The organism is Citrobacter sp. LJND-P06, from assembly GCF_058188415.1.
This window is the reverse complement of the sequence record NZ_CP187317.1, coordinates 1,505,868-1,523,669: the sequence shown is the minus strand read 5'-3', so window position 1 is coordinate 1,523,669 and position 17,802 is coordinate 1,505,868. Positions and strand designations below refer to the sequence as shown.

The window sequence follows — 17,802 nt, the reverse complement described above, 5'->3', positions numbered from 1 at the left end:
CAAACGAATGAAATTACCGTCATGCCGGATGGCGGCTGATGCTTTATCCGGCCTACACCTGCTAGCACAGCGCCATCAGGCACAAATTACTGCATACTGATGCGTAACGCTGCCGCCGTCGCAAAAGGACTTAACGTCGCACTGCCTGCCAGCAGCGCGCCGAGGATCGCCATGTATCCCTCAACAGGCAAATGCATGGATGCCGCATCCATCGCGGCGGTTGCAAAAATTAATAATGGGATAGTCAGCGGCAGCACCAGCACACTCAGCAGCACGCCGCCGCGCTTAAGCCCCACCGTCAGCCCCACTCCCGGCGCGCCGAGAAAGCTCAGCGTCGGCGTCCCCAGCAGTAACGTCAGCGCCATAATCTTCCAGCCGTAGACGTCCATTCCCAGCAGCAACGCCACCAGAGGGGAGAGGATCAGCAACGGAAGTCCCGTCACCATCCAGTGCGCCATCACTTTGGCCAACACCACCGCCGGTAACGGCAATGGCAGCAGCATCAACTGCTCAAGGCTGCCATCCTGTAAGTCGTCGCGGAATAAGCGCTCCAGCGCCAACAGCGAGGAGAGCAACGCAGCCACCCAGATAATGCCGGGCGCAATGCGCGCTAAAAGCTGCGGCTCAGGGCCAATGCTTAACGGGAACAGAGTGATAACAATCAGAAAGAACCATAATGGATTGGCAATTTCCGCACTATGACGAAACGCAACCCGCAGTTCGAGACGGAAAATTCGCCACATCATTGCGCAGCCCTCTCACCGGTCAGCGCAATACGGCGGATCCTGTCGGTATCGACATTCATCGGCTGATGGGTGGTCAGAATCACAATCCCGCCCTGGTCGGTGTGATGCGCCATGCGCTGCGTCAGGCGTTCTACGCCGTTCACATCAATGGCGGTAAAAGGTTCGTCGAGGATCCACAGTGTGGCCCGGGTGAGCCAGAGACGCGCCAGCGCGACGCGGCGCTGCTGTCCGGCAGAAAGTTGATTAACGGGAATGTCTTCGTAGCCAGCCAGTCCAGCCTGCGCGAGGGCCTCAAGGCACTGTGCGACATCGCCATCCTGATGAAAAAAACGCAGGTTTTCCAACGCCGAAAGCCGGGTTTTGATCCCCGGCTGATGTCCTATCCACAGCAGATCCTGATGATAGCTGTCCCGCACGTTGCGTAATGGTTGCTCTTGCCAGTAGACCTCCCCGGCATCAGGGCGAGCCAGCCCGGTAAGCAAGCGCAGGAGCGTGGTTTTCCCCGCGCCGTTGCCTCCGGTAATTTGTACCCATTCTCCGGCCTTCACACGAAACGACAGTCCGCTGAACAATATTCTGTCGTCTCGCTCGCAGAGGAGTTCTCTGGCTTCAAGTATTCCCACTCATCAACATCCTGTTAAAAGCCCGGTTTAACATCGCGCATATCCGGGAGTTTATGCGCTATACCTTTGTGACAGTCGATACAGGTTTGCCCTTCTTTCACGGCCTGGTCGTGCATTTTAGCCGCAACGCCTTTCTGGGCCGTTAAATCCATAAACTCGAAGTTGTGGCAATTGCGACACTCTTGCGAATTGTTGTCTTTCATCCGCCGCCACTCATTTTGCGCCATGGTCAGCCGGTGATCTTCAAATTTCTGCGGGGTGTCGATAAGACCAAATGCCTTGGCATACAGTTCTTTACTGGCTTTGATCTTACGGATCATTTTCGGGCCCCACTCGTGTGGGACGTGGCAATCAGGACACGTTGCCCGCACGCCGCTGCGGTTGTTGTAGTGTACGGTTTCCATATACTCCTGATAAACCGTATTACGCATTTCGTGACAGCTAATGCAGAACTCTTCGGTGTTGGCTTTTTCCATACCGGTGTTGAAACCGCCCCAGAAAATAATGCCGCCGACAAAACCGATTAACAGTAACGTGCCCAGCGCCAGACGGCTGGGTCGACGCCACCATTGCCAGACGCGCTTAATGACACCCGGTTTACGGTTAGAATTTTCCATAATGACCTCTTATTTCCCGTAACCTTTCGAGGGCGTAAACGTGTTTTCAACAATCGGCGCTGCGTCTGCCTGTGGTACGTGGCACTGCAAACAGAAATAGCGGCGCGGCGCAACGTCACTTGAGACTTTGCCGTCGCTATCCATAAAGTGCGTCGGACTGATACGCGGCGCCCCCGTGGTGCGATAGCTTTCTACACCGTGACATTGCAGACAGCGGTTGGTGTTAGTGGTTACCTGGTATCCGTCCACGCTGTGTGGAACCATAGGGGGCTGATTGACATAGTTCAGCGGCAGGCGTTCCTGCTCTTTAGGCATACGAATCGCCCCTTCCTGCGTCCCAGACACTTCTGGCGACTGGCTCAGATCTACTCCGTTTGCTGCCCAAACCGCACTACTGACCACCAGGGCCAGCCCGGCCGTCCACTGACACAGCGCTTTAATCAGGTCATGGCTTTTCATGATTTCGCTCCCGAACTCCATCGTGTTGTTATTGTAAAAACGTCCTCAGAACAGACATCCACGCAACGACCGCAGGCCATGCAGTCGCGGCTGGTGACCTGCACCGGGCTTTGCTCATCCAGCACCGGCGCGCGTAGAACATGCGGTTCCGGGCAAACATGAAAACAATCCATACAGCGGTTACATTTCTGTCTGTCTTTCGCCGCAACGGTTAACGCGCCTTTGCTTCCCAGCACGCCATACAGTGCGCCTAAAGGGCAGAGATGCCCGCACCAGCCGTGTTCAACGACCAGCAAATCAAATAAAAACAGAGCGATAATCAGCAGTGCGCCACTACCAAATCCCATCACCAGGCTTCGACCCAGCAGAGAAACCGGGTTAATCCATTCCCACAGTAGCGTTCCAGTCAGGGCCGATCCGACCAACACCATAACCAGAAGCACGTACCGTATATGACGAGGGAGGCTCGCGGACTGATTCAGGTCAAACCTTCTGCGTAGCCCGTTAGCTAAATCGGTGACGGGGTTCAGAGGACAGACCCAACTGCAAAATAATCGCTTTCCCGCAAGGGCATACAGCACCGTGATGATCACCGCTCCGGTCAGCGCAACCGTGGCGGGTAAATGGCCGCTGGCCAGGCTTTGCAAGGCAATCAGCGGGTCGGTCAACGGGATGGCGTCGAACAGCAAGCTACTGCTGTAGTTACCGTGGAGGATCCACACGCCCAACCACGGGCCGCTCAGAAACATTCCCAGCACCAGCAGTTGACTCACGCGACGAAAAACCAACCAGCGATGGCTGCGCCACCAGCCTTTTTTCACCCGGGCTTCACGCCCGGCATCACGTTTACGATTTGCCATCGTTCCCCTCCAGCCAGCCGAAGCGGTAGTGGTGACCCAACTCCCCTTTCGCCAGCGACAGCGGCAATACTTTTATTGCCGGTTGCTCCAGAACACAGACTTTTTCGCACTTACCGCAGCCTGTGCAGGCGTCGCTGTGAACGGTTGGAAGGAAACGCGCATGCTTGCCTGTGCGCATATTGCGCTCCAGTTCCAGGGTGATCGCCTCATCAATTTTCGGGCATTCGCGATAGCAGACGTCGCAACGCAATCCCTGAAAGTTGAGGCAGTTCTCCTGATCCAGCAATACCGCCAGCCCCATGCGGGAATCATCAATTGAGCTAATTTCCCGGTCCAGTGCCCCACTCGGGCACACTTTGGCGCACGGAATGTCTTCACACATTTCGCAGGGGATGTCGCGGGCGACGAAATACGGCGTCCCGGCGGCAAGCCCGGAGGCCAGCGTCGCCAGTTTTAGCGTGTCATAAGGACAGGCCTGAACGCACTGCCCGCACCGCACACAGGCGCTGGCAAATGCGTTTTCAGCGATGGCGCCCGGTGGTCGCAACCGCACGCCCGTTGCGCGCGCGGTTTGCTGCTGTAACCCCAGCACCACGCCAACGGCTGCCAGCCCGCCTGCTGCGCGAACCATATCGCGCAGAAAGCGGCGGCGGCCATTTTGCGATTTCGCTGACCGGGACATACCGTCTTACACCTTCGCCAGTTTCACTGCGCACTTCTTGAAATCCGTCTCTTTGGAGAGAGGATCCGTCGCATCTAGCGTCAGGTTATTCACCAACTGCGCGGCATCGAAGAACGGCATATACACCAGCCCCTGCGGCGGACGGTTACGTCCACGCGTTTCGACAATCGAAATCACCTCACCACGACGGGAGACGACTTTCACTTTGTCGCCGCGACGCAGATCACGGGCTTTCGCATCCAGCGGATGAATGAACAGCACCGACTCCGGGAACGCACGGTGCAGCTCAGGCACACGGCGCGTCATACTGCCGGTGTGCCAGTGTTCCAGCACACGGCCAGTGGAAAGCCACAGGTCGTACTCGTTATCCGGCGCTTCCGCTGCGGGTTCAAACGGCAGCGCGAAGATCACCGCTTTGCCATCCGGCTTGCCGTAAAACTTATAGCCTTCACCCGCTTTCACGTACGGATCGTGGCCTTCGCTGTAGCGCCACAGCGTCTCTTTCCCATCGACCACCGGCCAGCGTATACCACGCGCTTTGTGATAATCATCGAACGGGGCGAGATCGTGACCGTGTCCGCGACCAAACCAGGCGTACTCTTCAAACAACCCTTTTTGCAGGTAGAAACCCAGCTCGCGGGATTCGTCATTGAGTTGATCTTCTGCCAGCTCAGTCAGCGGGAATTTGCTTACCGCAGGAGTCGCAAACAGCACGTCATACAACGTTTTACCGCGCAGTTCCGGTTTCTGCGCCAGCAGCGCTTCCGGCCAGACCTCTTCCGTTTTGAAACGACGTGCGAACTGTACCAGTTGCCACAGGTCAGATTTCGCTTCACCCGGCGCTTTAATCTGCTGACGCCAGAACTGAGTACGGCGCTCGGCGTTGCCATAAGCCCCTTCTTTTTCGACCCACATCGCCGTTGGCAGGATCAGGTCGGCAGCCAGCGCGCTGACGGTGGGGTAAGGATCGGAGACGATGATGAAGTTGCGCGGATCGCGCCAGCCCGGCATACGCTCTTCGTTAATGTTCGGGCCAGCCTGCATGTTGTTGGTACACATCGTCCAGTAGACGTTCAACTTGCCGTCTTTCAGCGCACGATCCTGCGCCACCGCGTGCAAACCAACTTTCGCCGGAATGGTGCCCGCCGGGATCTGCCAGTGTTTCTCACAGATGTCACGGTGCTTCTCATTGGTCACCACCATATCCGCAGGCAGACGGTGGGAGAAGGTTCCCACTTCACGGGCGGTACCACAGGCGGAAGGCTGACCGGTCAGAGAGAACGGGCCGCAGCCAGGTTGCGAAATTTTACCGGTCAGCAGGTGCAGGTTGTAGACCAGATTGTTGGCCCACACGCCGCGCGTGTGCTGGTTAAAGCCCATCGTCCAGTAGGAGATGACTTTCTTCTTCGGATCGGCGTACAACTGCGCCAGTTGTTCAAGCTGATCTTTCGGCACGCCGGTCATTTCAGCGGTTTTTTCCAGCGTGTACTCGGCGACGAACGCTTTGTACTCGTCAAAGCTAATCGGCTCAGAGGCGTCGGAACCCGGGTTTTTCGCCGCTTTTTCCAGCGGATGGGTCGGACGCAAACCGTAGCCGATGTCCGTCGCCCCTTTGCGCAGGTTGACGTGTTTGCTGAAGAAATCCTGATTAATAGCGTCGTTCTGAATAATGTAATTCGCGATGTAGTTGAGGATCACCAGATCGGTCTGCGGTGTGAACACCATCCCGTTATCGGCCAGCTCAAAACTACGATGCTGGAAGGTGGACAACACGGCCACGCTCACATTGGGATCGGACAAACGACGGTTGGTAATGCGCGACCACAGAATCGGGTGCATCTCCGCCATATTGGCACCCCAAAGCACAAACGCGTCAGCCTGTTCGATGTCGTCATAACAACCCATCGGCTCATCCATACCGAAGGTGCGCATAAAGCCCACCACCGCCGACGCCATGCAGTGGCGCGCGTTCGGGTCGATGTTGTTAGAACGGAAACCGGCTTTGAACAGTTTCGCCGCCGCGTAACCTTCCCAGACAGTCCACTGACCGGAACCAAACATGCCTATCGCTTCTGGCCCTTTCTCTTTCAGAGAGGTTTTGAATTTCTCTTCCATGATGTCAAAGGCCTGGTCCCAGCTAATCGGGGTAAACTCGCCTTCTTTATTGTACTTGCCGTCTTTCATACGCAGCATCGGCTGCGTTAAACGGTCTTTTCCGTACATGATTTTCGGCAGAAAGTAACCCTTGATGCAGTTAAGCCCGCGGTTAACTGGCGCTTCAGGATCGCCCTGACACGCCACGACGCGCCCCTGCTGAGTCCCCACCAGCACGCCGCAGCCCGTTCCGCAAAAACGGCACGGCGCTTTGTCCCACTTGATGGCTTCCTGCTGACCAACCACGGCGCGGGCAACGCCCGGCACGCTTAGCCCGGCAGCCGCCGCAGCGGCCGCAACGGCGTTAGCTTTCATAAAGCTACGACGACTGAGTTTCATGGTGTTTCCTCACCTTGCTCATCCTGCTGGTGATAAACCAGCGACACCGCCAGCACGCCCGCAACGTTGCGTACCGACTCAATTGTTTGCATCAGCGTTTCGCTGTGTTCTGCTTCTACCACCACGATCAGCTGACCGCTTTCCACATCGCTGAGGGCAACTTCGCAGCCAGAAAACTGCTGTAATTGCGCGCTGATGTCGGTGATATGCTGGCTTTTCGCCTGAACGACCAGGCTACAAACCTGCCAGTTAGTGTGCATGGTTGTACTCCGCATTTATGGCTGACACCGGGCAAGTGGCGACACACGCCCCGCATCCACTGCATGCCTGATTGTTAAGTTGCGGTTGATAAATGCCCGACAGCGTGGGGCGAAACGTGATAGCCATCGGTTCACAGCTATCCTGACAGCGATGGCACTCAACAGACTGATATGCCAGGCAATCTTGCCCGAGGGTAAAATTCAGATCCCAGGCCCTGGTGTGGCGCGGAAGAAAAAGAGATTCGGAACAGGCTTGCGCGCAGGCATAACAAAAGCTGCACTCGCCCTGTTTGAAATTTACGCTCGGATAGCCGCCCTGGCCTCGCTGCAGGATGCCGTTCTCACATGCCTGAATGCAGGCGTCACAACGGATACAATTTGCCAGAAAGTGTGAGACTTCCCCGCTCCACGGCGGACAGATTCCATTGCTGGCTTTGCGCCAGGCGCCTGTCAATATGCCGCGACGGGATAAATCAACCATGGCCTTGTCCTTCCATAACGACGCTTACTCAGGAGAGTGAACGACAATAAAAAAACCGCACTTTTTATGAGTCGTTATTTTTAGGTGTACGATATTTCAGGATGTGATAGAGGTGCATACCCCGATGGGGGTAAATGCTGTTGCCGGATCAAAAGAGTGTCGGATTGCCGAGAGCTAATGTGCTTTTGCTCACATTTCAGTAGGTTATCTTTCAACCACCAACCAAAAATGCAAAAACAGAGATTTATCTTATTTAAATTATAAAAATTAGCATATAAAGCTGAATTATAGATAAACCACTCACCAATACACTTAAAATATAAGTAAATTTAGATTAATAAGAATTGTGAATGTGTTACGCTGCGCGAAATCGTTCATAAGCGAGAAAAAGGAAATAGTGTGAACAATAAAATGAAGGCCCTCGTTCCTGCGGTACTGTTGACCGCTTTCGCCAGTACTTCTGCATTGGCAACCACGCAAGAGACGAATCCTCAGCCGCTGGAAAAAGTCGCGCCGTATCCGAAGGCAGAGAAAGGCATGAAACGTCAGGTTATCCAACTTACACCTGAGCAGGATGAATCTACCCTCAAAGTAGAACTGCTGATTGGTCAAACGCTGGAAGTAGATTGCAACCAACATCGTCTTGGCGGCCAACTGGAAAGCAAAAACCTGGAAGGCTGGGGCTACAACTACTACGTTGTCGACAAAATCACGGCGCCTGTTTCAACGATGATGGCCTGCCCGGAAGGTAAGAAAGAGAAAAAATTCGTCACCGCTTATTTGGGTGATGCCGGGATGCTGCGTTACAACAGCAAACTGCCTATCGTGGTCTATACCCCTGAAAACGTGGAAGTGAAATACCGTATCTGGAAAGCAGACGAAAACGTTCAGAACGCAGTAGCGCGTTAATGCAGAATGCCTGATGGCGCAACGCTTATCAGGCCTACATGTTCTACCGTGTAGGCCTACGCCGCCATCAGGCACCGCGTTTTACAGCGCGATATCCGCGACTTCTTTACGCTCTGACTGAGCCTGAGGTTTCAGTTGCGGTTGCGGCGCAGCATCCGCCACCTGCGGCTTGTCATATTTCAGACCCAGCACTTCGCTGGTGTACTGCAACTCTTGCTCCGTCGCCTCAACGTTTCCGTTCAGTTTTGTTCCGTATGACGGCACAATCGTTTTCAGCTTCGCCTGCCATTGCGGACTGGCGACTTTATCCTTAAACACTTTTTCCATCAGATGCAGCATGATCGGTGCCGCTGTTGATGCACCCGGTGACGCGCCCAGCAGCGCCGCAATGGTGCCATCTTTGTCGCTTACCACTTCGGTGCCCAGACGCAATACGCCGCCTTTGTCTGCATCACGCTTGATTATCTGCACGCGCTGACCCGCCTGCCACAGACGCCAGTCTTCTTTCTTCGCCTGCGGATAGTACTCTTTCAGCGCGTCAAAACGGTCGTCATCGCTCAGCATGACCTGGCTCAGCAAGTATTTCACCAGATCAAAGTTGTCCAGCCCCACGTTAACCATCGGCATAAAGTTCGATGTTGTGGTTGAACTCATCAGATCCCACAGTGAACCGTTTTTCAGGAACTTGGTCGAGAAGGTCGCAAATGGCCCAAACAGCACAACGCGTTTGCCGTCCAGAACACGGGTATCGATATGAGGCACGGACATCGGCGGCGCGCCGACAGAAGCCTGACCGTACACTTTTGCCAGATGGCGATTCACCACATCCGGGTTATCCGAGACGAGGAACTGACCGCCCACCGGGAATCCGGCATAGCCATCGGCTTCCGGAATACCGGACTCCTGCATCAGTTTCAGCGCCGCACCACCCGCGCCGATAAAGACAAACTTCGCTTTGATGTCGTGCTCTGCTTCACCGTTTTTCAGATCGGCAACGGTCACGGTCCAGGAGTTATCCGCGTTACGCTTAAAGCCACGAACTTCCGTGCTCACTTGCAGCGCAAAGTTTGGTTTCTTCTGTAAAGACGCGATCATCTGACGGGTAATTTCACCGTAGTTCACGTCAGTACCGATTTCAGTCCGCGTGGCGGCCACTTTCTGTTTCGGATCGCGCCCTTCCATCACCAGCGGCGCCCACTCTTTGATCTGCGCGTGATCTTCGGAGTAACGCATACCGCGGAACAGAGTGCTCTGCTGGAGTGCTGCATAACGGGCGCGCAGGAAGTTCACGTTCTCGTCGCCCCAGACGAAGCTCATGTGCGGAACGGTCGTGATAAAGGAACGCGGATCGTGGAGTACGCCGCTGTTGACCTGATGCGCCCAGAACTGGCGAGAAATCTGGAAGGATTCGTTGATGTCGACGGCTTTTTCAATGCTGATGGAGCCATCGGCTTTCTTCGGCGTGTAGTTCAGCTCCATGAGTGCGGAGTGCCCTGTCCCGGCGTTGTTCCAGCCGTTTGAGCTCTCCTGCGCAACGCCATCCAGTCGCTCGACCATGGTCATAGACCATTCCGGTTCCAGCTCTTGTAGATACGTCCCCAGGGTGGCGCTCATAATACCGCCGCCAATCAACAGTACATCCGTTTCTTGCTCTTCGGCCGCTTTCGCTTGTGCTGCCACAGAGACAACATTCAGTCCCACGGCCAGGGTGAAGAGCATGGCCGTCGCTTTTTTCATCATGTTAATGCCTTACTTTGAGTATCGCTTTTTGCTTTTCGCAGGTGAAAATCAATCGGCATTAACGTTAACATTTAAGTCATAAAATTTAAATATTGTTTATAAATTATATTAAAATTTTAAAGTTATTGTTGAATATTTGAATGTTTATCAACCTAAAGGAGGAAAATCGTCGCCAGTCCGAGAAAAATGAAGAAGCCGCCGGTGTCCGTTAGCGCCGTTATCATCACGCTGGAGCCCACCGCCGGGTCGCGGCCAAACTTCAGCATCGCCATGGGAATAATGACCCCCATCAACGCGGCGACCAGCAGATTGAGCACCATGGCTAAGGTCATCACTGCCCCCAGCGCCATATCGTCGTAAAGCCACCAGGTCACGCCTCCCATGATCCCGCCCCAGACCAGGCCATTGATCAACGCGACACCCATCTCGCGCAGGATCAGAAAGGTTAAATTCCCCGGCTGAATGTGCTGTAACGCCAGCGCCCGCACGATCATGGTGATGGTTTGATTCCCGGTATTCCCCCCGATCCCGGCGACAATCGGCATCAGCGAGGCCAGCGCGACCAGTTGCGAAATGGTGTGTTCAAAACCATCAATCACGCGGGAGGCGATAAACGCAGTACACAGATTGATCGCCAGCCACGCCCAGCGGGTTTTCACCGCTTTGGTGACCGGGGCAAAGACGTCTTCCTCCGCGCTTAATCCCCCCATGCGCCGCAAATCGGTGTCCGTTTCTTCATACACCACGTCGACAATTTCATCGATGGTTAAGCGACCCATCAATTTACCCGACGTATCCACCACCGCGGCGCTGACCAGGTTGTCACGCTCGAAGGTACGCGCCGCATTCTCGGTTTTGTCTTCCGGGGCAAAGGTCATGGGGTCATCATCCATAACCTCACTCACCTTTTTCTGCGCATCGTTGAGCAAAATACAGGTTAACGTCAGTTCGCCAACGAGCGTTTTTTTCCGATTGATAACAAAGAGTTTATCGGTGTTTTCCGGCATTTTTCCCAAACGGCGTAAATAGCGCTGCACCACTTCTAACGTCACGTCCGGGCGCACCGTAATGACTTCAAATTCCATGATCGCGCCAACGCGATTTTTCTCGTAGTGCATAACCTGGCGCACGCGGGCGCGTTCTTCCGGCGGCAAGGTCGCCAGCAGCCGCCCGGTGAGATTACGCGGCAAATGCTGCACCAGATAAATCTGTTCATCGATGTCGAGATACTGCAACGCATCCAGCAGCGCGCGGTCGGTCATTTCGTCAATCAAATCGTCCCAGACGTTTTCTGAGGCTTCAATCAACACTTTGCCGCGTTTTTCACTTTCAACCAGTCGCCACAGCGCGTGACGCTCTTCGGAAGGCAACGCTTCCAGGGTATCAGCGAGGTCGGCAGGCGGCAGGTGAGCGACCAACGCCCCTACCTCAGCAATATCGTCGGATAACGTACCGACGTCATATTGCTCAGCCAGGGTGAGTTTGCCTAACAGGGTGGAAATAACGGCTTTATCGGTGGTCAGCAACCAGATGAGGCGGGCACGCTCTTGATCACGTTGCCTGGCGGTGTTTTTCGTTGTTACGGTCATTAGTTATAAATCCAAATTATGGAATGCCAGTAAGGATGGCCCCCAAAAATGTAAATAACAATAAACGGTCAACGTGGTTGGATAAAAATGCGGCGTTATACGGAAGAGCGAAAGCCCGATAAGCGTCGCGCTATCGGGCTATTTGGCCAGATGACGCAACGCTTCATCCGGCCAGGGAGGTCAGGCGGTACGCGCCAGGGCATCACGCGATGCGGCGTCACGTTCATCACCCACCAGTTCACTAAGCTGCCCATTGCGCATTTCGAGCAGACGATCGGCGTGAATAAAGTAGTGATCATCATGGCTGATGGCAAAAATGGTTTTTCCCATTTCCTGCATTAGCGGCAACAGCACCTGGTAGAATTCGCGGCGGAAATGCGGATCCTGATCGGCGGCCCACTCATCCAGCAGAATAATGTCACGCTCCTCCGCCAACGCCAGCAGCAGCGCCACGCGTTTTTTCTGCCCCTTTGACAGCTTCAGGTTCAGAATACGCCCATCGCTTAACTCAAGTTTGTGCGCCATTTTCAGGTGCTCAAGCCACTTCTGCACCAGAGCGGGATCGGCGGATTTTCCTTCTGGCCCCAACAATTGATCAAACAGCCAGACATCGGTAAATACGGCGGAAAAGAGCTTACGATAGTCTTCAGGTTTGTCTGCCGGAACCGCTTCACCGTCCAGCAAAATTTCGCCGGACTGCGGTTGATATAACCCGGTCAACAGCATCGCCAGCGTCGATTTTCCGCTCCCGTTGCCGCCAATCAGAAACAGTAACTCCCCCCGATGAATCGTCAGATTGACCGGCCCCACCGAAAACGCATTGTCCTGGTAGTGGAACACCACATTACGCAACTCCAGCGTTTTCCAGTTCGGGAATGCGTTGGGGCGTGGGAATTCAGCTTTAAACGGCGCCAGAGAAAATTTATTGAGTTTATTGAACGCCACCTGAGCGGTGAGCAAGGTCGGGAGCGCCCCCACCGCAGATAACAGCGGCGTACGCAGGAAAAGCAGCGTCAGAGAATAGGTCGCGGCCACGTTAGTGTCTGCCCAACCGAGACTATTTGCCATCCAGAAGACCAGGCCAATCGCCCCCAACATCATGATATTCGACCAGTTGACGGCACTGAGATGAAAGGTGTCAGCGCGAATAATGTGGTGACGGTACTCTTTCGCATCCGGCACATATAACTGGTTAAAAATATGTTCCGCGCGCTCACGGTTCAGGGTCAGTTCTTTACGCCCTTCCAGCACGGTCTGATAGTCGTTATACAGTTTGTCTTCCGTTTCGCGCAGCGTCGCCATATGCCGGTAAACCCGCGCCACCAGCACGAACCCACCCCAGATGGTTACCGCCACCCAGATTGCGGTGATCAGCAACATTTTGGTTGAGAGCATGGCGAGATAGGCCGCAGAACCGAGGGTCAGGATGATGCCCTGCACCAGTTCAGGCAGGCGCACAAACGCAATGGTAATGTTGCGAATATCACTGGTTAAACCGGCGAGTAACGACGCGCTGCCCAGTTGTTCGATACGTTCAACACGGGTATCCAGAATACGTTTGATAAACTCGCTGCGCAGACGGTAGACAAAATGGTGTCCCAACGTCGTCAGCGCCAGTTGCGATCCAAGCGTCACCGCCATCAGCAACAGCAGCAATCCGAGAAATTCCGGTAATACCCTCAGCGAGACGTCGGCCGTTTCGATCAGACGTTGGTTGATAAAGGCAATCAGCCCGATCCCCAGCGCAGCACTGGCGAGGCTGAGCGCCATGACGCTGATAAATGGCCAGCGATACTGCCGCCAGACAAGAAGAAGAAGTTCCATGCAGACAACCCGAACAAGTAATAACAGCCCGCAGTTTAAACATCTCAACGCCGACAGCAATAATAATTCTTATTTTAATTCCCGTTTACCAGCTTGCCGGAATGTCAGATTGTAGCGACAGTCGGCGGTCAACGGATGAAAACCCGCTTTAAGCGGTTGTATACCATGATAAAACAATCGGGATTCTCCGCCCCAGACCACAACATCGCCATGCTCAAGCAAAAGCCGTTTTAACGGGTCATTGCGGCGCAGACCGCCAAACTGGAAGACAGCGGGCAACCCAAGCGAAAACGAGACAATGGGGGCGCGCAGGTCAGGCTCATCTTTATCCTGATGCAGCGACAGTTTCGCCCCCGGCGCATAACGGTTGATAAGACAGGCGTCTGGCATAAAGTCGGGGTAACCTGCCGCCGTTGCAGCCTGTTGGCACAGGCTGGCGAACGACTCAGGCAATGGCGGCCAGCGTTCGCCCGTCAACGGGTCGACGGGCGAGTACAGATAACCGTGCTGATCGGTAGTCCAGCCCAGCGGGCCGCAGTTGGTCATCGCCACTGACATGGTGTACCCGCCGGGGGTAATCATATGGCGAAATGGTGACTGGCTGGCAATCGCCAAAATATCCTGCAGCAGTCTCTGCGCCGCGCTGGAGGCAAAACGACGCAGGATCACCGCACCTGGCGCCAGCGGCTCTTGCCAGGGCTCAGCGTCCGCAAACAGATCCAGCATCATGACTCCTCAGGTTGCGTCTCGCGTTTGAGCAGTTGCGCCTTACGCGCCACGCCCCAGCGATAGCCGGAAAGCGAGCCATCGCCCCGCACCACACGATGACAGGGGATCACAATCGCCAGCTTATTTGCCCCACAGGCGCTGGCCACGGCACGCACCGCTTTCGGTTTTCCGATGGCGTTGGCAAGCTGCTGATAACTGACCGTTTCACCGCAGGGAATGGCGCGTAATGCCTGCCAGACCTGTTGCTGGAATGCAGTCCCCTGGATGTCCAGCGGTAAAACCAGCGGCGTGTTACGGGCATTGATACTGGTCATCACCTGCTGAACCCGTTGCTGAAAATCCGCATCCGCAGGTTCATCAAGGGCGGCGGGAAACATTTCATGGAGCCCGGCGATAAGCCCGGCATCGTCGTCACCCAGCAGGATCGCACAGATCCCGCGTTCGCTTTCCGCCACCAGGCAGCGACCCAGCGTACAGTCCGCCAAGGTATAGCGTACGGTCACCTTGTCGCCTCCTTTGCGAAACTGCTTCGCCGTCATGCCTAACGTTTCATCGGCTTTGCGGTAGTAGCTGCTGCTATCAGGATAGCCGGCGTTGAGAACCGCCTGCGTTACCGTCTCCCCTTTTACCAGCGCGTCACGCAAACGGCGGGCGCGATACGACTGCTGCCACGCTTTTGGGGTCATTCCCGTCGTCGCTTTAAACAAACGGTGTAAATGAAACGGACTCATGGCAACGTCCTGCGCCAGAGCCTCTAACGTGATGGGAGTATCCTGCTCCAGCAAATGGCAGGCGCGGGTGATTTTATCCAGACGCTGTTGATGGGCGTTTTCTTTGTCTGGCTGGCACCGTTTGCAGGGACAGAATCCTGCGGCCAGCGCTTCACCGGCATCCACGAAAAAACGGACGTTTTTACGCAGAGCATGCTTCGCCCGACAGGAGGGTCGGCAGAAGATCCCCGTCGTCGTCACCGCAAAGACAAACTGGCCGTCGGCATTGGGATCGCGTTCCAGTACCGACTGCCAGCGTTGATCATCATTTACTCGTAAGACATTTTTCATCATGGACTCCTTCGGTAAGCATAGTGCTTAGTGTGTCCACAAACCATCGAACGAAAACCCGCAATCTTGCTTTTTAATTTTTCTCGCTAATGAGAAAGCCCTGGAACTGCGGAGACATCCAGGTCTTAAAGCCGTCGCCTTCTTTAACTATCATGTAAACGGCCAGCCCTTCACGGCGAACCACCTCTTTCGCTTTTTCCGTGCCGAGCACCATCAGTCCGGTATCCCAGCCATCGGCTTCCAGCGCCGTCGGGGCAATCACCGTGACCGACACCAGGTTGTGCTCAATAGGACGCCCGGTTTGCGGATCAATAACATGAGAGAGGCGTTTACCGTCCAGTTCATAATAGTTGCGATAGCTGCCGGAGGTGCTGATGCCATGCCCGTTGATATCGACAACCGCCTGCACCGCATTTTCCTGGTCAGTCGGTTTCTGGATAGCCACCCGCCACGGATGCCCTTCGGCATTCATGCCACGACTGCTCAGCGCGCCGCCCACAGAAACCAGATAACGAGAAATACCTTCCTGTTCCATCAAATACGCCAGATGATCTGCCGCATATCCCTCACCAACGGTGGAGAGGTCGACGTACACGTCCGCGATATCTTTTTGCAAATATTGTTGCCGCGCCTGCTCAATCACCGTCAGATGTGCCAGTCCGGTTTTGGCTTTTGCGGCATCAATCTGTTCCTGAGTGGGGATCTTCACCGGCTGTTGATCGGGGCCAAAACCCCACAGATTGACCAGCGGGCCGACGGTAATGTCCATCGCGCCGTCCGTTTTTGCGCCAATACGCAACGCAGAGGTGACAATATCGGCCATCGCTTCACTGACAGGCCAGGGCGAGAGACTTTGCGACTGATTAAAGCGCATTAATGCGGAATCATTTTTATAAGTAGAGAGCAGTTGATCGTCAGCATCAAGCTGAGTCTGAATCCGAACTCGTAGATCCTGGAGGCGTTTGGCATCAGCGTCCACCACACTGACCCGCCAGAAGGTTCCCATCGTTTTACCTTCCAGCACCTGCGCCTTGGGAACCGAATTAACCGACTTAACCGGCTGTGGGGCGTTATCGCATCCCACAAAAAAGAGCGTGACAGCCAACAGGACTGCCCGAAAAGAAGTCATTTCCATACGTGATTATCCTCATGCGAACGGGCGCAAGAGTACACCAAAAACAGTTATTTGTACGCCGGAATAAAGGCATTAAAAAAGGGCCCGTAGGCCCTTTGGTTGACATAACCGACAATTAGAACTGGTAAACCAGACCCAGAGCGACGATGTCATCGGTGCTGATACCGGCATCGTTGGTAAAGCGGTTGTCATCCAGCAGGTTGATTTTGTAATCAACATAGGTGGACATGTTTTTGTTGAAGTAGTAAGTCGCGCCAACATCAACATATTTCACGATGTCCTGATCGCCGTAGCCACGGCCCAGGTCTTTACCTTTGGACTGCAGGTAGGCAACGGACGGACGCAGACCGAAGTCGAACTGGTACTGTGCAACCACTTCGAAGTTCTGTGCTTTGTTAGCCCAACCCAGATCGCCAGTGCGAGTCGCGTTGTAGGTCTGGGTGTATTGTGCAGCCAGGTAAACGTTGTTGGCGTCATATTTCAGACCACCGGTGTAGGTTTCAGCACGATCGCCGGTACCGATATAACCAGAGTTGTTCTGATCAAAGGTACGGTTAGAACCAGAAACCGCAGCACCGATACCGAAGCCTTCACCGATATCATAAGTGATAGAACCGCCAACACCTTCGTCGTTCTGTCTCAGAGCATCACGACCGTTGTTTGTCTGGTCTTCACCGCTTGGGCTGCCGTTTTTACCCTGATACTGAATGGCGAAGTTCAGGCCATCAACCATGCCGAAGAAGTCAGAGTTACGGTAGGTCGCGAAGCCGTTACCACGCTGTTGCATGAAGTTGTCAGAACCGTAGGTGTCGCCGCCGAACTCCGGCAGAACGTCGGTCCAGGAGGTCACATCGTAAACCACACCGTAGTTACGACCGTAGTCGAATGAACCTGCATCACCGAATTTCAGACCAGCAAACGCCAGACGGGTCCAGGAATCATTTTGGTTTTCAGACGTGTTGCCCTGAATCTGGTATTCCCACTGGCCGTAACCGGTCAGTTGGTCGTTTACCTGGGTTTCGCCTTTGAAGCCAAGACGCATGTAGGTCTGATCGCCATCTTTACTGTTGTCATCGGAGAAATAGTGCAGACCGTCGACTTTACCGTACAGATCTAATTTGTTGCCGTCTTTGTTATAAATTTCAGCCGCATTCGCGGTACCCGCTACCAGCAGAGCCGGTACCAGGAGGGACAGTACTTTAACTTTCATTTTGTAAACCCTCTGTTATATGCCTTTATTTGCTTTTTTTATTGCCACTGCATACTGGTTAACCCTCATTAACCAGTCGGCAACTTCATTCTCCTCAAAATGACAGAATAATCCAACACGAATATGATACTAAAACTTTTAAAATGTTTCATTTATCAGTATAGATGTTTCTGAATGTTAATATCATGGAACTTTTTTTAAATCGGAAAATGCCAAAAATAAGCACAAATTAACAAGATTATTTAATTTTCACTTTAAAAACAGAGCATTACACAGATAAGTTTCATAGCACTGAATGACAAAACAAAAGACTCATCGATCACTAAAATAAAAACGCTATCATCATTAACTTTATTTATTACCGTCATTCATTTCTGAATGTCT

17 protein-coding genes are annotated in these 17,802 nt (G+C 54.0%); 1 reads left to right on the top strand and 16 read right to left on the bottom strand.

Features of this window, described 5'->3' with window-relative positions; genetic code table 11:
* Positions 1-86: 86 nt before the first annotated feature.
* Genes ccmB through napF form a run of 9 tightly spaced genes read right to left on the bottom strand, consistent with a single transcriptional unit; the run spans position 87 to position 7,221 of the window.
* Positions 87-746 (bottom strand): heme exporter protein CcmB, encoded by a 660-nt coding sequence (gene ccmB, locus ACO7SM_RS07320; protein WP_490470283.1) that lies wholly within the window; start codon positions 744-746, stop codon positions 87-89.
* Positions 743-1,369: a cytochrome c biogenesis heme-transporting ATPase CcmA gene (gene ccmA / locus ACO7SM_RS07315; RefSeq protein WP_490470282.1), complete on the bottom strand. Its 627-nt coding sequence runs from the start codon at positions 1,367-1,369 to the stop codon at positions 743-745. The genes ccmB and ccmA overlap by 4 nt, the downstream gene beginning before the upstream one ends.
* Before the next feature lie 14 nt (positions 1,370-1,383).
* Positions 1,384-1,986, bottom strand: coding sequence for a cytochrome c-type protein NapC (gene napC, locus ACO7SM_RS07310; RefSeq protein ID WP_192612841.1), 603 nt, complete (start codon positions 1,984-1,986; stop codon positions 1,384-1,386).
* Between the two features lie 9 nt (positions 1,987-1,995).
* Positions 1,996-2,445 carry a nitrate reductase cytochrome c-type subunit gene (gene napB, locus ACO7SM_RS07305; protein WP_490470281.1) on the bottom strand — a complete coding sequence of 150 codons (450 nt, stop codon included), beginning with the start codon at positions 2,443-2,445 and terminating at the stop codon, positions 1,996-1,998.
* On the bottom strand, positions 2,442-3,305 hold the full coding sequence (napH, locus tag ACO7SM_RS07300; RefSeq protein ID WP_490470280.1) for a quinol dehydrogenase ferredoxin subunit NapH: 864 nt from the start codon (positions 3,303-3,305) through the stop codon (positions 2,442-2,444). The genes napB and napH overlap by 4 nt, the downstream gene beginning before the upstream one ends.
* Positions 3,292-3,987 (bottom strand): ferredoxin-type protein NapG, encoded by a 696-nt coding sequence (gene napG, locus ACO7SM_RS07295; protein ID WP_490470279.1) that lies wholly within the window; start codon positions 3,985-3,987, stop codon positions 3,292-3,294. The genes napH and napG overlap by 14 nt, the downstream gene beginning before the upstream one ends.
* Positions 3,988-3,993: 6 nt before the next feature.
* Positions 3,994-6,480 (bottom strand): nitrate reductase catalytic subunit NapA, encoded by a 2,487-nt coding sequence (gene napA / locus ACO7SM_RS07290; protein ID WP_490470278.1) that lies wholly within the window; start codon positions 6,478-6,480, stop codon positions 3,994-3,996.
* Positions 6,477-6,740, bottom strand: a complete 264-nt coding sequence (napD, locus tag ACO7SM_RS07285) for a chaperone NapD (protein ID WP_162379194.1) — start codon at positions 6,738-6,740, stop codon at positions 6,477-6,479. The genes napA and napD overlap by 4 nt, the downstream gene beginning before the upstream one ends.
* Positions 6,730-7,221 (bottom strand): ferredoxin-type protein NapF, encoded by a 492-nt coding sequence (gene napF, locus ACO7SM_RS07280; RefSeq protein WP_490470277.1) that lies wholly within the window; start codon positions 7,219-7,221, stop codon positions 6,730-6,732. Before napF ends, napD begins: the two co-directional genes overlap by 11 nt.
* Before the next feature lie 411 nt (positions 7,222-7,632).
* Between napF and eco the strand changes: the two genes are divergently transcribed.
* Complete coding sequence (gene eco, locus ACO7SM_RS07275) at positions 7,633-8,130, top strand: serine protease inhibitor ecotin (RefSeq protein WP_490470887.1); 498 nt, start codon at positions 7,633-7,635, stop codon at positions 8,128-8,130.
* 81 nt (positions 8,131-8,211) lie between these two features.
* On the opposite strand, the gene mqo is transcribed toward eco, so the two are convergent.
* The 7 genes from mqo to ACO7SM_RS07240 all read right to left on the bottom strand — a co-directional run bounded on the left by mqo (position 8,212) and on the right by ACO7SM_RS07240 (position 17,418).
* The gene (gene mqo, locus ACO7SM_RS07270; RefSeq protein ID WP_490470886.1) at positions 8,212-9,867 is read right to left on the bottom strand and encodes a malate dehydrogenase (quinone); all 1,656 of its coding nucleotides are present in this window, start codon (positions 9,865-9,867) and stop codon (positions 8,212-8,214) included.
* Between the two features lie 155 nt (positions 9,868-10,022).
* Positions 10,023-11,459: a magnesium transporter gene (gene mgtE / locus ACO7SM_RS07265; protein ID WP_490470276.1), complete on the bottom strand. Its 1,437-nt coding sequence runs from the start codon at positions 11,457-11,459 to the stop codon at positions 10,023-10,025.
* Between the two features lie 180 nt (positions 11,460-11,639).
* Positions 11,640-13,283 carry a multidrug ABC transporter permease/ATP-binding protein gene (locus ACO7SM_RS07260; protein ID WP_490470275.1) on the bottom strand — a complete coding sequence of 548 codons (1,644 nt, stop codon included), beginning with the start codon at positions 13,281-13,283 and terminating at the stop codon, positions 11,640-11,642.
* Positions 13,284-13,352: 69 nt separating this feature from the next.
* A complete protein-coding gene (alkB, locus tag ACO7SM_RS07255; RefSeq protein WP_490470885.1) occupies positions 13,353-14,009 on the bottom strand; it encodes a DNA oxidative demethylase AlkB in 657 nt (218 codons plus the stop codon).
* Positions 14,009-15,073: a bifunctional DNA-binding transcriptional regulator/O6-methylguanine-DNA methyltransferase Ada gene (ada, locus tag ACO7SM_RS07250; RefSeq protein WP_490470884.1), complete on the bottom strand. Its 1,065-nt coding sequence runs from the start codon at positions 15,071-15,073 to the stop codon at positions 14,009-14,011. The genes alkB and ada overlap by 1 nt, the downstream gene beginning before the upstream one ends.
* A gap of 73 nt (positions 15,074-15,146) precedes the next feature.
* Complete coding sequence (apbE, locus tag ACO7SM_RS07245; RefSeq protein ID WP_490470274.1) at positions 15,147-16,208, bottom strand: FAD:protein FMN transferase ApbE; 1,062 nt, start codon at positions 16,206-16,208, stop codon at positions 15,147-15,149.
* Between the two features lie 115 nt (positions 16,209-16,323).
* Entirely contained in the window at positions 16,324-17,418 is a 1,095-nt protein-coding gene (locus tag ACO7SM_RS07240; protein ID WP_490470273.1) for a porin OmpC, read from the bottom strand.
* Positions 17,419-17,802: the final 384 nt, after the last annotated feature.